Raw genomic sequence first — 13584 nt, 5'->3', positions numbered from 1 at the left:
ATGAGGATACCGAGTGATAAAATGATTTTGGGGACTTTGTCGGCGTACCTTTGCATTGGTTTGTTGCAAATAAACGTTTGGGCCAATGATCAGGGAAAACCTGATCCAAGCCCCCCAAATATTTTGCTTATTTATGTAGATGATCTGGGTTATGGAGACACAGGGCCTTATGGAAATACAATAGTCGAAACCCCTAACTTGGACATTTTGTCAAAACATGGGATGACCTTTACCCAGGCCTATGCACCGGCCCCGCTTTGTTCGCCGTCACGGGCTGCTTTGTTGACCGGAAAAGATGTTGCCAGGGTCAGGTTCGAGTTTGTAACGAAATATCCGGAAGACGAATTTACATGGGACGATCCCAAGTGGTTGGATAAATTCAAGGGATTGTCCTTGGTCCCTCCTCCCTACACACTTAACCTTCCATTGAAGGAAATCACGCTGGCAGAGGCACTTAAAAGCCAGGGGTACAGGACAGGCTTGGTAGGAAAGTGGCATGTGGCAGCCCATCATGGGTTTTATAAAGGATGGAGCTTGACACATGGTCCCAAACAACAGGGATTTGACTTTACAGCCGAAACGTTTGGAGCGCATCCATACGCGAAGGTTGGTGGGGAGAGGGTACCGGATGGTGGATATCCAGTAGATGAACTGACCGAAAAATCCATTGAGTTTATCAATGAAGCGCATGGCTCACCTTTTTTTCTAATGTCGAGTTTCTACTTTGTCCATACACCATTGAAAAAAAACATTCCATGGCTCTACAAAAAATATAAAGGGAAATATCCCTCAGGAACCCGTGAAGAGGTGATTCATTATGCTGTTAATATCAGTTTAATGGATCATTATGTAGGTAGGATCTTAAAGGCCCTGGAACGTACAGGCAAAAGTAAGAACACCATCGTCATCTTTACTTCTGATAATGGGGGACATCCGGAAATTGCCGATAATGGCCCCTTCAGAGGTAGCAAATGGAACCTTTATGAAGGAGGAATAAGGGTGCCGATGATCATGTCCTGGCCAGCTCATATCCAAGAAGGTTCAGTATGTGATCAAATCGTTTCGCAACTTGACTTTATGCCAACCTTTATGGATTTGACGGCTTCCGGAAAAAAATCAAAAGATTGGGACGGAGTGTCCTTAATGCCCCTTTTGACAGGGAAGGGATCGTATAAAACATCCAGGCCCTTGTCTTGGCATTTTCCATATTATCATCCCGAAGGGGAAGAGTTCTTTAAATCGCCTTCAGGTATTGGTACAGGAGATGGCTTCGTAAGTCAGACCAAACCTCATTCAGCATGGAGGGAAGGTGATTTTAAGCTAATATATTTCTATGAGGATGACAGGGCGGAACTTTATAATCTGAAAGACGATCCATCAGAATCAAATGAAATCGGCAGTGAAAGGCCCCAAATAAAAAAAGGACTTCTCAAAAACTTGCAGAGGCATTTGAGTCAGGTCCATGCAAGGATTCCCAAGAGGAAAGAGAGGTGATTTCAAGATATCCTCCCCACTACCCCTATAATGATTATTTAAAACACTGACAACCATGAAATATTTGTTCTTAACTGTCGCGCTGGCCCTATTTTCTTTAACCGAAGTGTTTTCGCAAAAAGGAAATCATTCGAAGGTGCCGGGCAGAACGATAGCCTATAGCCCGCAATCCAGTGGAAAGTATATAGGGTCGCCTAGTATAACAGTGCTTCCGGACGGAAGCTATTTGGCGTCCCATGATTTTTTTGGACCCGAATCCAATGAACATGTCCTGGCTACTTCCCATATCTATAGGTCTACCGATAAAGGGAAGCACTGGACACTGGCGGCCACCATAAAGGGGGCTTTTTGGTCAAAACTATTTACACATAAAGGCCATGTATATTTCATGGGAACCGATAGACATCACGGCAACACGATTATTCGGAAGTCAACGGATAAGGGCAGTACGTGGACCGCGCCAACTGATAGCAGCAATGGATTGCTTTTAGAAGGGGAATACCATTGTGCACCGATGCCAGTAATAGAGTTCAACGGTAGATTGTGGAGGGCAATGGAGAGCGCCATGGGACCTGTGAAAAAATGGGGCAAAAGATATGGGGCCATGATGCTGTCAGTTCCCGTTGACGCAGATCTATTAAAGGCTGACTCCTGGACCGCAAGTAATGTCCTTTATTATGATTCTACTTATTTGGATGGAAATTTCGGAGGCTGGTTGGAAGGAAATGCAGTTGTTGATCAAAGTGGCCAGCTTTGGGATATATTAAGAGTGGATGATCGGTCGACTACCGCTGAAAAGGCAGCCATGGTTAAAATTACCTCCAATGGAAGGGAAGCAAGCTTCAATGATGATCAGGGGTTCGTTCCATTTGATGGTGGTAGTAAGAAGTTTACCATTTTGTATGACTCCATAAGCCAGCATTATTGGACCATAGCCAATCAAATTCCAGAAAAGGTCAAGGAAGAGAATTTTGGAAAGAATCCAGCAGGCATAAGGAATACACTTGCACTGTTTTCGTCTAGGAACCTTAAAAACTGGACAAAGGAAAAAGTCCTGTTGGAGCATGAGGACGTGGCAAGGCATGGGTTCCAATATGTGGATTTCCTTTTTGAGGGAAAGGACGTCATTTTCGTTTCACGGACGGCATATGATGATGGAGGAGTGGGTGCTAGAAACAACCATGATGCCAACTACCTTACCTTCCATCGTGTCAGGAATTTCAGGAAAACACTTTAATCAATTCTATGATAGTATTCAAGAACGGCCTGGTGGTTTCCTTGACAATTTCGCTTTGGTTCATTTGTGTAAGTGCTTATTCAAATGGGTCCAACGGTGAAATAAGAAAGCCCAATATCCTGTTTGTCCTTACCGATGATCAAGCTTACTGGACATTGAGGACATCGGGCAATGACCAGGCTTATAGTCCAAATTTGGACAAGTTGGCTTCAGAAGGGGCCTTCTTTGAGAATGCATTCGTAACCACCCCCGTATGCAGTCCTTCGAGAGCGACATTGATAACCGGTCAATATGCTTCGGAATTGGGTATTCCGGATTTTATCCCCCAACCAGGGCATAAGCTCTACCAGCCTGGAAGAGCAACTGGGCTAGATCCTGCAAATATCACTTTTGCAGAGGTATTACGGGACAATGGTTATCGAACCGGTTTGATTGGAAAATGGCATTTGGGGGACTGGACAGAATCCGGGATGGATAAGAAGTTTCATCCAACCAATCACGGTTATGGGTACTTTATGGGACTTACAGGAGGAGGGGAGTCACCAGTGGACCCTAATCTGGAAGAAAACGGTGAAATCCACCAAATGAAAGGATTGACGGTTGATATCCTGACCAACAGGGCATTGGAATTTATCGATGATCATCAAAACACCCCTTTTTTGCTAAGTGTTCATTATAGGTCTCCTCACAGCAAATGGTTGCCGGTAGCCGATGAGGACTGGGCCCCATATGAAAACATGGAAATGAGGGTGCCTCATCCAGACTATCCTGACCTGGACACCGAAAGGGTTAAATCCAGAATGAAGGAATATTTGGCCAGTGCTTCAGGGATAGATAGAAATGTAGGAAAGCTAATGAAGAAATTGAACGAATTGGGATTGTATGAAAATACGATCGTGATCTTTACTTCGGACCATGGATATAATATGGGACATAACGGGATAGAACACAAGGGTAACGGATATTGGATTACCAAGGGCGACCACCCGGCCACAGAGAATCTGGCGAAAAATTCCAGGCCCAACTTATATGATCAATCACTCCATATTCCCGTGCTGATCAGATGGCCAGGGGCCATCCAGCCTGATCTAAAAATAAAAAAGACATTCTCCAATTTGGATTGGTTCCCAACCTTACTCGAAATGGCGAATATACCGGTGCCTGAGGATAAGACTTTACGGGGAAGGAGCATTGTACCCGTCCTTAAAGGGGAATTGGCGGATGACTGGGAAAATGACCTTTATACAGAATATAGCATGGTAAACTACAGCACTGCCCATATGCGCTCGTACAGGACCAAAAAATGGAAACTGGTCAAGGATTTTCAGGATCCGAGAAGGGATGAACTATATCATCTTGAAACGGACCCTGATGAGAAAAATAATCTAATAAAAGAGAAGCGGGGTGAAATAAGGAATATTATTAAGCACCTTACATATAAAATATTAAGTAAAATGGAAGAGCTCAACGATCCCCTGTTGGACTCAATAACCAAATGATAAACAAGCTATGATAAAGAATCTTTTCTATACGGGATTAGCGGCTAGTGTACTGATGTTGTTCTCCTGCTCAGAAGCCAAGGACTCAGTTGATAACAGTTCCTCTGTAGTACAGTCCGAATTTAAGATCGTCAAATATAACAACCCTGAAGCAACTCCATTTTTAGGGGTAGGTCTATGGGCTTGGCCACTTCCTATGGATTATGATGGGGATGGTGATATGGATATGTTGGTTTCATGTCCGGATAAACCTTTTAATGGCATATATTATTTTGAGAATATCTCAGGTGACGAATTTCCCGATTTTGAACCACCCGTTAGGTTGGGTGACGCCATTAGGAACATTCAGGTGTCCCACACTGATAAAGGGGTAAGGGTAAATGTGCCAGGAGCCGAGCTTACGGATTTCAGAAATAATTTGGCCGAAGTCCAAGAAAGACTGTATGATGCCGATAGTTTAAAAAAGGGATTGGAAAAAGTACGTTTTAATCAATGGAAAATGGTTGATTATGAGGGGGATGGTGATTTGGATGTGGTGGTGGGTATTGATGATTGGGCGGATTACGGATGGGATAATGCCTTCAATAAAAAAGGAGAATGGACCAATGGACCCTTACACGGATATGTGTTTCTTTTGGAAAACAAGGAGGGAAGTTATATCAACAGAGGAAAGTTAAAGGCTGGCGGTAAAACGTTGGATGTTTATGGGGCCCCTACTCCTAATTTTGCCGATTTCGATGGTGATGGAGATCTAGACCTTATCTGTGGAGAATTTTTGGACCGATTAACATATTTTGAAAATATAGGGACCCGTAGTAAGCCCAAGTACAGAGAAGGGGAGTTTTTGAGGAATACTGGGAGGATCATCAAGATGGACCTTGAAATGATCATTCCTGTGGCCGTAGATTGGGACAAAGACGGAAATATGGATTTGGTCGTAGGAGATGAAGATGGTAGGGTCGCACTGATAAAGCATACAGGGAAAACCCATAATGGAGCACCGTTGTTTGAATCCCCCAAATATTTCAGACAGAAAGCTGATAATTTAAAATTCGGAGCCTTGGCCACCCCGGTAGGGGTTGATTGGGATAATGATGGAGATGAAGATATTATTGCCGGTAATTCAGCGGGATATATTGCCTTTATAGAAAATTTAAATGGTAAAGCATTACCTAAATGGGCAGAACCCAAACTTTTGGAAGTCGATGGCCAAACGCTAAGGATACAAGCAGGAGGGAAAGGATCCATTCAAGGACCTGCAGAGGCCAAATGGGGTTATACAACACTTTCGGTGGCAGATTGGGACGGAGATGGAAATAAGGACATCATATTCAATTCAATCTGGGGTAAAGTCCAGTGGATAAGGAATAACGGAAAGTCACTTGAAGGGCCCCTTCCTATTAGAATGGATAGTGATACGGAAATTCCATCCCCTGAATGGAACTGGTGGAAACCCTCCAATAATGAATTGGTCACCCAATGGAGGACTACACCATTTGCCATCGATTGGGACAATGATGGAACTATGGATTTGGTGATGCTGGATCATGAAGGTTTTCTTTCATTATATAAGGGAAACACTATAAATGGAGAAAGAGTGGTAAGCCCTGGCCGTAGAATATTTTATGGAAAGGATGCCTCTGTATATTCAAATAAGGATAAGGCTATAAATCAGGAAGGTGGGCCATTGAGGTTGAACCATGCTGAGGCAGGAGGAAGTGGCAGGAGGAAGATATCCTTTTTTGATTGGGACAATGACGGGGATATGGACTTATTGGTAAACAGCATAAACGTGTCCCTTTTTGAAAACATCCGCCAAGATAGTGGAAAGGTGCTTTTTAAGCATCAAGGTGCCATTTCAAAGAAGGTTTTGGCAGGCCATACCACCAGCCCAACTTTTGTGGATTGGAATAAAAATGGTGTTTGGGATGTGTTGGTTGGTGCAGAGGACGGTCATTTTTACCATATGGAAAGGTAATCTTCCTAAAAATGGAAAAGGTTGACCGAACTTCTGGTTTCCAAAAGCAGGGAATCGATATAAATAAATTGCTTTTAATAGGAGTGGCTTCGCTAATGGTGCATAGTTGTCGAACAGGATCAATTGGGCCTGTTAAAACTACTGATGGAATAATAGAAATAGGGTTGGAGGAAAGACAGTTAACCTTCGAACCCAAGGGACATTTTCTTAATCAAAGGCAAGTATTTTCTCCCGATGATGTCCACGTAGTCTTTGATAACAGAAATGAAGATGGGAAAATTGGTGAAAACCGATCAATTCAACGGCTCAATATCGAAACTGGCAAAATAGAAACAATTTATTTTTATGATCAGCAGTCCAAATATGGCCCGGGGATGGGAGCGGTGAGTTATCACCCTAACATGGAAGAGGTGGTATTTATTCATGGGTTAAAAAATGCCTCCCGAGAGGATCCATACGGTTTTACGCGAAGATTTGCCATGAAAGTTCAAATTGGTGAAGCAGGAGACCATGTCTTCGGACCGATGGAATCCCGGGACGTGGAATTCCCTTTTACGAAAGGTGCACTTCGAGGAGGTTCCCATGCCTATTCCTATAGTCCAGATGGCAAATGGGTGAGTTTTACATATAATGATGATATCCTAAGGAGGGAGGCAGAGACAAATCACGGTATAGCAGACCTTAGGACCGTTGGGGCCTTATGGAATGGCGATTCTGTGGGTATAAAGGGAAAACAAGATGAAAAAAACTTTAATGGGGAAAGGGTCGCATTTATTCTTGCAAGCGTGACCAAGGCACCAAAGCCGGGTTCAAGTGAGATAATGAAAGCTTACGAAGAATGCTGGATACCTCAATTTAGGGATGGTTTGGGGCCTAGGTCAACGATTACCTATGCCTTGGCATATCTCGGGGATATTATCAATAAAAAAAAGGAAAAGTCTACTGAAGTATTTATCAGTCAATTACCTTCCCAGGCCGATCAAATGGTCACCTCCATTGATGCAGGGACCAAGTTTTCACTCCCGTCCGTACCTGCGGGAGTGATCCAGAAAAGGTTGACTTTTACCCAAAACAGAAAATATCCAGGTGTGCAAGGTCCGCGGCAGTGGTTGCGCAGTTCTCCAGATGGAAAGGCGGTTTATTTCTGTATGAAGGATAATCAAGGAGAGGTCCAAATTTATAAAGTAGCTCCCGATACAGGTGAAATGGTCCAAATCACCAACAATCATTTTAGTTTGGATACCTCTTTTTCCTTGAGTAGTGATGGCAAATACCTTGCCTATGGGTACCGGGAGGAGGTCTTTGTTACAGAGGTTCCAAATGGGGAGACCCATAGGGTGTTGTCTAATTCTGAAGCATCCTCCAATACCGGGTTGTCCAACATTAATTGGTCGAACAAGGGCTATCAATTGGTTTACAACCGGAAAGTTCTGAATGGAACAGGACACTTTTACCAGATTTTTCTATTGGATCTTTCAAAATATTTTAAAAACAAATAAAAACAATGCAAATTTTAGATCAAAAAATATCAATAAAAGGAGTGATTCCTCCAATGGTGACACCTATGGATACCAACGGAGAGGTGGATATTCAAGGTGTTGAAAAATTAGTTGAGCATTTGATTTCTGGAGGCGTCCATGGGGTGTTTATCCTGGGAACAACAGGAGAGTTTTCCAGTTTGGACATAGCACAGAAAAAGGAACTTATAGCAGCAACCTGTAAATTTGTGGATGGGAGGATCCCCGTCCTGGTAGGTGTTACCGATGTTTGTCTAAAGGGATCTATAGCGCTTTCCAAATTTGCCGAAAGATCGGGAGCATATGCAGTGGTGGCCGCCCCTCCTTACTATATGGGGATTGACCAGGAAGAGCTCTGTCATTTTTATGGGCAATTGGCAGATAGTATTCCATTGCCCTTGTTCCTGTACAATATGCCATCACATACCAAAGTTTCCATTGATGTACAAACTGCAGTTGCACTGTCCAAACACAAGAATATAATAGGGCTTAAGGATAGTTCAGCTAATGGAAGCTATTTCCAGTCCTTACGGTATTATTTTAATGATCAACCAGATTTTGTTTTGATGGTTGGGCCAGAGGAAATGTTAGCTGAAACGGTTTTAATGGGTGGATATGGGGGCGTTTGTGGGGGAGCCAATTTGTTTCCCAGGCTCTATGTCAAGCTTTATCAAGCGGCAATGGCCCATGACATTGATGAAATTATCCGGCTTCAGAAACTGGTGATGACTATTAGCCAAAACATTTATCGGCATGGTGGTTATAAATCCAGCTACTTAAAAGGACTTAAAACCGCCTTGTCATTTTCAGGAATCATTCAGGCCCAATTTGCCCCACCATTGTTCCCTTTTGCACCAAATGAAGAAGAAGAACTTAAAGCCAGGTTCAGTAAGATAGCCTCAATGATCATTGAGTGACATGACCTTGATTTCCTGTTTGAGCTTTGGCTGGACTTTAAAACCAAATTAACCGTAACAATTACATGGATTTACCTATTACTGACCTTGTGGTCTTTGTGGTCTATATGACCGCCATTATTGCATTTGGAGTGTCCTTTTCCTTCAGGAAAAGGACACCTAAAGATTATACAACTGGTGGTGGAAGATTACCTTCATGGGCAATTGGAATGTCCATTTTTGCTACCTTTGTGAGCAGCATAAGTTTTTTGGCCCTACCGGGTAATGCCTATCTGTCCAATTGGAATGGCTTTGTATTCAGTTTGTCTATCCCCATAGCTGCATGGGTTGCGGTGAAATACTTTGTTCCCCTTTACAGGAAAATCAAAAGCGAATCCGCATATTATTATCTGGAAACTCGTTTTGGCCCATGGGCCAGGACCTATGCCTCTATTTGTTATTTGCTTACACAGCTTGCTAGAATGGGGGCAATTCTGTATTTGCTGGCACTACCAATGAATGCACTTTTTGGATGGGACATATCCACGATAATTATCTCTACGGGGGTAAGTGTGATTATTTATGCGATGTTGGGAGGAATAGAAGCCGTTGTATGGACAGATGCCATCCAGGGAATAGTATTGATTGCCGGAGCATTGGTTTGTGTATCGGTAGTGCTTTTTTCCATGCCTGAGGGTCCCCAGCAAGTGATAAAAGTAGCAAATGAGGCCAATAAGTTTAGTTTGGGCAGTTTCGATTTTGATTTTACCTCATCGACTTTCTGGATGATCCTTGTGTATGGCCTATTCATTAATTTACAGAATTTCGGAATCGACCAAAGTTATGTCCAAAGGTATTTAAGCGCAAAAAATGAAAGAGAGGCAGTCAGGTCGACTTGGTTTGGGAGCTTGTTGTATATTCCCGTTTCTTTACTTTTCTTTTTTATAGGGACTGCATTGTTTTCGTATTATCAAGTCTATCCAGAGCTTCTTCCTGAGGATTTAAAGGTTGGTGCCAGTGCGGATAAGGTGTTTCCATATTTTATTGTTACGGGACTGCCTAAGGGGATCACCGGTTTGTTGATTGCATCTATTTTTGCAGCTGGGATGAGCACAGTGTCAACAAGTGTCAACAGTTCGGCCACAGTACTTTTATCTGATTTTTACAAAAAATACATCAATAAAAGTGCAAGTGACAAACAGGCCATGGGAGTACTTTTCCTGACTTCGTTTGTGATGGGAGGCGCAAGCATCGTTGTTGGTTTGGCATTTAATGGAGTGTCTAGTGCCTTGGATGCTTGGTGGGCCCTTTCATCCATTTTTAGCGGGGGGATTTTGGGCTTATTTCTATTGGGACTTATAGCAAAACATGTCTCAGGGAAAATGGCTGGAATAGGGGTCCTTGTCGGGGTTTTGGCAATTTCATGGATGAGCTTGTCTCCATGGTTATTGACAGGTACTGGGATGGAGGATTACCAAAACACATTGCATACAAACCTGACGATTGTGTTGGGTACCGTTACAATTTTTGTTGTCGGATTCGTGGCTTCAAATCTAGTTTTCCTTAAACTTAAAACCGAAGAAAAATAATGTCAAAAAATTTTGTGATAGGGGTCGATTTCGGTACTGACTCGGTACGGAGTATTCTGGTGGATACTTTGGACGGGAAAATAGTGAAAAGTGCCGTTTATCGGTATCCCAGATGGTCAAAGAAATTATATTGTGATGCCGGTTCCCATCAGTTTAGGCAGCATCCATTGGATCATTTGGAAGGCTTGGAGCATACCGTTTCTGCCATCATTCGGGATTCAGGAATCGATCCCGACAGCGTGAAAGGAATAGGTGTTGCTACTACGGGGTCGTCCCCGATTCCAGTTGATGAAAACGGTGACGCACTATCCATGTCATCCAGGTTTTCAAATAACCCAAATGCCATGGTGGTACTTTGGAAGGACCATACGGCTGTTGCCGAAGCGGAAGAAATTACCAAAGCTGCAAAAAATGGAGAGGTCGATTATACCGCTTTTTCTGGTGGAAGCTATTCTAGCGAATGGTTTTGGGCCAAGATCCTTTCGGTTTATAAAAAGGATCCAGGCGTTGCCCGTAATACCTGCACTTGGATGGAACATTGCGATTTTATCGTCGGTCAGTTAACTGGAGAAAGGCCTTTGAATTTAAAGAGAAGCAGGACTGCAGCCGGTCATAAGGCCATGTGGAACAAAAAATGGTCCGGACTTCCACCAGCATCATTTTGGGGTGGCATAAGCCCTGAACTGGGAAGTCTCAGAGAAACGCTATATGAACAAACATTTCATGGATCGGAAAAAGCCGGCCATTTATGTTCAAAGTGGGCTGAAAAACTTGGGTTATCTGCAGACACCGCCGTTGCGGTAGGGACATTGGATGCGCATGCGGGCGCTGTGGGAGCAGGGATTTCCCCCAATACGCTTGTTAAAGTGGTCGGAACATCAACATGTGATATTTTAGTAGGATCTCCCACTGATCCAGAGCTTGATCCCATTGAAGGAATTTGCGGACAAGTTGAAGATGCTGTTTTACCGGGGACAATAGGCCTTGAAGCTGGACAAGCAGGATTTGGTGATGTGCTGGCATGGTTTGCAGAGGTTGTTTTAGGACCCTCAAGGCAAATTATACACCGCAGTACACAGTTGGATGCTGTGATTAAGGAAACCATCATAGAAGAACTTGAGCATTCAATTTTAGATGAATTGTCGCGCGAGGCTTTGGAACTGGCCCCCTGCCTAAATGGGGCAAGTGCCTTGGACTGGATAAATGGGAGGCGGTCCCCTTTTGCAAAGGAAACACTGAAAGGCGCTTTTCTGAATCTCCACATGGGGACACAAGCCTCCCATATGTTCAGGGCAATGGTGGAAGCACTTTGCTTTGGCTCCAAAAAGATAATAGATCACTTGGAGGGGAAAGGCCTGACCGTAGAAGAGATCATCGCAATTGGGGGCGTGGCCAATAAGTCACCATTGGTCATGCAGACCATGGCTGATATTATTGGCAAGCCCATAAAAATCGCTGCATCCAAAGAAGCTCCAGCATTGGGGGCTGCAATTCATGCAGCCGTAGCGAGCAAGGTGTATCCGTCAATGGATCAGGCGGTTGCCAAAATGGTGCCTGCATTTAAAAAAGTTTATTCCCCTGACCTTCAACATCAGCAAGTATATGTTGAAAAGTATAAGATGTATGAGAGAGAGGGGGAGGTAGTTGAAAACCTAAAATTAACCACACAATGAACCTGAACAAATCGATCAAAATTTTTATGGCCACGTTGGCCGTGATTTTAATAGTCCATATTCCCTCCAATGCCAAGGTGGTGTTGCCGGCCATATTTTCAGATAGGATGGTTTTGCAGCGAGATGCCGAAGTTCCCATTTGGGGATGGGCAGCACCTGAAAGGACAGTTCGTGTCTCAGTGCCATGGTTAAAGGAGGAAATCAACATAAAATCCGATCCCAATGGAAAATGGAGAGTGGACGTCCACACCCCAACATCCGGTGGTCCGTTCACCCTGAGTTTTGATGATGGTGATAAGTTGGAAATTAAAGATGTACTCATTGGTGAGGTTTGGCTATGTTCCGGACAATCCAATATGGAAATGCCCATGAAGGGATATACTTCCCAGCCCGTCGAAGGGGCCAACGAGGAAATATTAATGTCAAATAATCCATCGATAAGACTAATTAAAGTCCCAAGGAACGCCAGTTTGGAACCGCTTGGGGATTTTGAGGGAAGCTGGGAAAAATCAACCTCCAAAACAGTTGCCGAATCCAGCGCGGTTGCTTGGTATTTTGCCAACTATTTAAACAAATCATTAAATGTTCCCGTCGGTGTGATTGTTTCTGCTTATGGAGGATCCAATATCCAGTCCTGGATGTCAAAGCAGATGTTATCGGATTTTAATGAGATTTCAATTCCAGAAAGTATGACGGAGGTAAAAACTCCAAACAGGGAAGCTACATTGCTATATAATGCCATGCTGCGACCAATCATAGGTTATGGAATAAAGGGTGTTTTATGGTATCAAGGTGAATCAAATGTGGTCAACCCCTTTAATTATGAGGACCTAATGGTTCAGTTGGTCAAATCATGGAGAAAAGAGTGGGGGCAAGAAAAAATGGACTTTTATTATGCCCAAATTGCGCCATATGGCTATAAACGATATATCTATGGAAAGCTAGTGGGAGAGCGTAATGGAGCATTACTCCGGGAGGCCCAGTTGAAGGCGAGTTATAGGATTCCCAATTCAGGAATGGCTGTGTTAATGGATGTTGGTGAACAGGACAATATCCATCCCAAGAAGAAAAGGGAAGTGGGGCTACGTTTAGCCTATCAGGCATTGGCAAAGACATATAATTTGCAGGGATTTGAACATACCAGTCCCATGCCCAGTAAATTGTCCCGGTCTGGAAATGAACTGATTGTTGAATTTGAAAATGCGCCAAATGGATTGATAATCAAAAAAGATGTTGATAATGCAGCAAGCTTTTTTATTTCATCGGGAGATAGTATCTTTTATCGAGCTGATGCAAGAGTGAAAAGCAATAAACTTTTCCTAAGTTGTGATGAGGTGGATGAACCCATTGCTGTTCATTATGGCTTTGAGAATTATACCATGGGGATATTGTACAGTTCCTCAGGATTACCAGTCTCCTCCTTTAGAATGAATGGTTGGGAATAAGTTGGAAATTATCCAAGATAATGACAAAAGTTAAGACGTAATTTTAAAGGTCTGGTAAGTCCAATTGAAATTGTTGTATGACAATTGTGCGGGATCTTAAGGATAGGTTTATCTAGGCCTCCTTGGAAAATAGATATAATTAACCTTTTAGAGACTTAACTGAAAGGTTAATTTGTTTTTAGGGTACTTTGAAGCAAATTAAGAGTACAATTTGTGTAAGGAAAAGTACAATTACTGAATTGAAGAGGTTGATTTT

9 protein-coding genes are annotated in these 13584 nt (G+C 43.1%); all 9 read left to right on the top strand.

Translation table 11 applies throughout. The features are described 5' to 3' along the window. Entirely contained in the window at nucleotides 1–1494 is a 1494-nt protein-coding gene (locus tag ECHVI_RS22020; RefSeq protein ID WP_015268216.1) for a sulfatase, read from the top strand. A gap of 55 nt (nucleotides 1495–1549) precedes the next feature. Continuing rightward, nucleotides 1550–2731, top strand: a complete 1182-nt coding sequence (locus tag ECHVI_RS22015; protein WP_015268215.1) for a sialidase family protein — start codon at nucleotides 1550–1552, stop codon at nucleotides 2729–2731. 8 nt (nucleotides 2732–2739) lie between these two features. Then, nucleotides 2740–4230 (top strand): sulfatase family protein, encoded by a 1491-nt coding sequence (locus ECHVI_RS22010; protein WP_015268214.1) that lies wholly within the window; start codon nucleotides 2740–2742, stop codon nucleotides 4228–4230. Between the two features lie 10 nt (nucleotides 4231–4240). Beyond that, the gene (locus ECHVI_RS22005; RefSeq protein WP_015268213.1) at nucleotides 4241–6208 is read left to right on the top strand and encodes an FG-GAP repeat domain-containing protein; all 1968 of its coding nucleotides are present in this window, start codon (nucleotides 4241–4243) and stop codon (nucleotides 6206–6208) included. 11 nt (nucleotides 6209–6219) lie between these two features. Further along, entirely contained in the window at nucleotides 6220–7707 is a 1488-nt protein-coding gene (locus ECHVI_RS22000) for a DUF3748 domain-containing protein (RefSeq protein WP_015268212.1), read from the top strand. Nucleotides 7708–7712: 5 nt separating this feature from the next. Beyond that, nucleotides 7713–8642: a dihydrodipicolinate synthase family protein gene (locus ECHVI_RS21995; protein WP_015268211.1), complete on the top strand. Its 930-nt coding sequence runs from the start codon at nucleotides 7713–7715 to the stop codon at nucleotides 8640–8642. A gap of 65 nt (nucleotides 8643–8707) precedes the next feature. After that, nucleotides 8708–10210, top strand: a complete 1503-nt coding sequence (locus tag ECHVI_RS21990; protein ID WP_015268210.1) for a sodium:solute symporter family protein — start codon at nucleotides 8708–8710, stop codon at nucleotides 10208–10210. Then, on the top strand, nucleotides 10210–11883 hold the full coding sequence (locus tag ECHVI_RS21985; RefSeq protein ID WP_015268209.1) for a ribulokinase: 1674 nt from the start codon (nucleotides 10210–10212) through the stop codon (nucleotides 11881–11883). The genes ECHVI_RS21990 and ECHVI_RS21985 overlap by 1 nt, the downstream gene beginning before the upstream one ends. Then, entirely contained in the window at nucleotides 11880–13328 is a 1449-nt protein-coding gene (locus ECHVI_RS21980) for a sialate O-acetylesterase (protein WP_015268208.1), read from the top strand. The genes ECHVI_RS21985 and ECHVI_RS21980 overlap by 4 nt, the downstream gene beginning before the upstream one ends. Nucleotides 13329–13584: the final 256 nt, after the last annotated feature.

It is taken from the genome of Echinicola vietnamensis DSM 17526, from assembly GCF_000325705.1.
Lineage (GTDB): Bacteria > Bacteroidota > Bacteroidia > Cytophagales > Cyclobacteriaceae > Echinicola > Echinicola vietnamensis.
This window is presented reverse-complemented; position numbering and strand designations above follow the sequence as displayed.

Bases quoted from the DNA above. Each gene is read 5' to 3' on its own strand.
- ECHVI_RS22020 (WP_015268216.1), top strand. From the start codon at position 1: ATGAGGATACCGAGTGATAAAATGATTTTGGGGACTTTGTCGGCGTAC.
- ECHVI_RS22015 (WP_015268215.1), top strand. From the start codon at position 1,550: ATGAAATATTTGTTCTTAACTGTCGCGCTGGCCCTATTTTCTTTAACC.
- ECHVI_RS22010 (WP_015268214.1), top strand. From the start codon at position 2,740: ATGATAGTATTCAAGAACGGCCTGGTGGTTTCCTTGACAATTTCGCTT.
- ECHVI_RS22005 (WP_015268213.1), top strand. From the start codon at position 4,241: ATGATAAAGAATCTTTTCTATACGGGATTAGCGGCTAGTGTACTGATG.
- ECHVI_RS22000 (WP_015268212.1), top strand. From the start codon at position 6,220: ATGGAAAAGGTTGACCGAACTTCTGGTTTCCAAAAGCAGGGAATCGAT.
- ECHVI_RS21995 (WP_015268211.1), top strand. From the start codon at position 7,713: ATGCAAATTTTAGATCAAAAAATATCAATAAAAGGAGTGATTCCTCCA.
- ECHVI_RS21990 (WP_015268210.1), top strand. From the start codon at position 8,708: ATGGATTTACCTATTACTGACCTTGTGGTCTTTGTGGTCTATATGACC.
- ECHVI_RS21985 (WP_015268209.1), top strand. From the start codon at position 10,210: ATGTCAAAAAATTTTGTGATAGGGGTCGATTTCGGTACTGACTCGGTA.
- ECHVI_RS21980 (WP_015268208.1), top strand. From the start codon at position 11,880: ATGAACCTGAACAAATCGATCAAAATTTTTATGGCCACGTTGGCCGTG.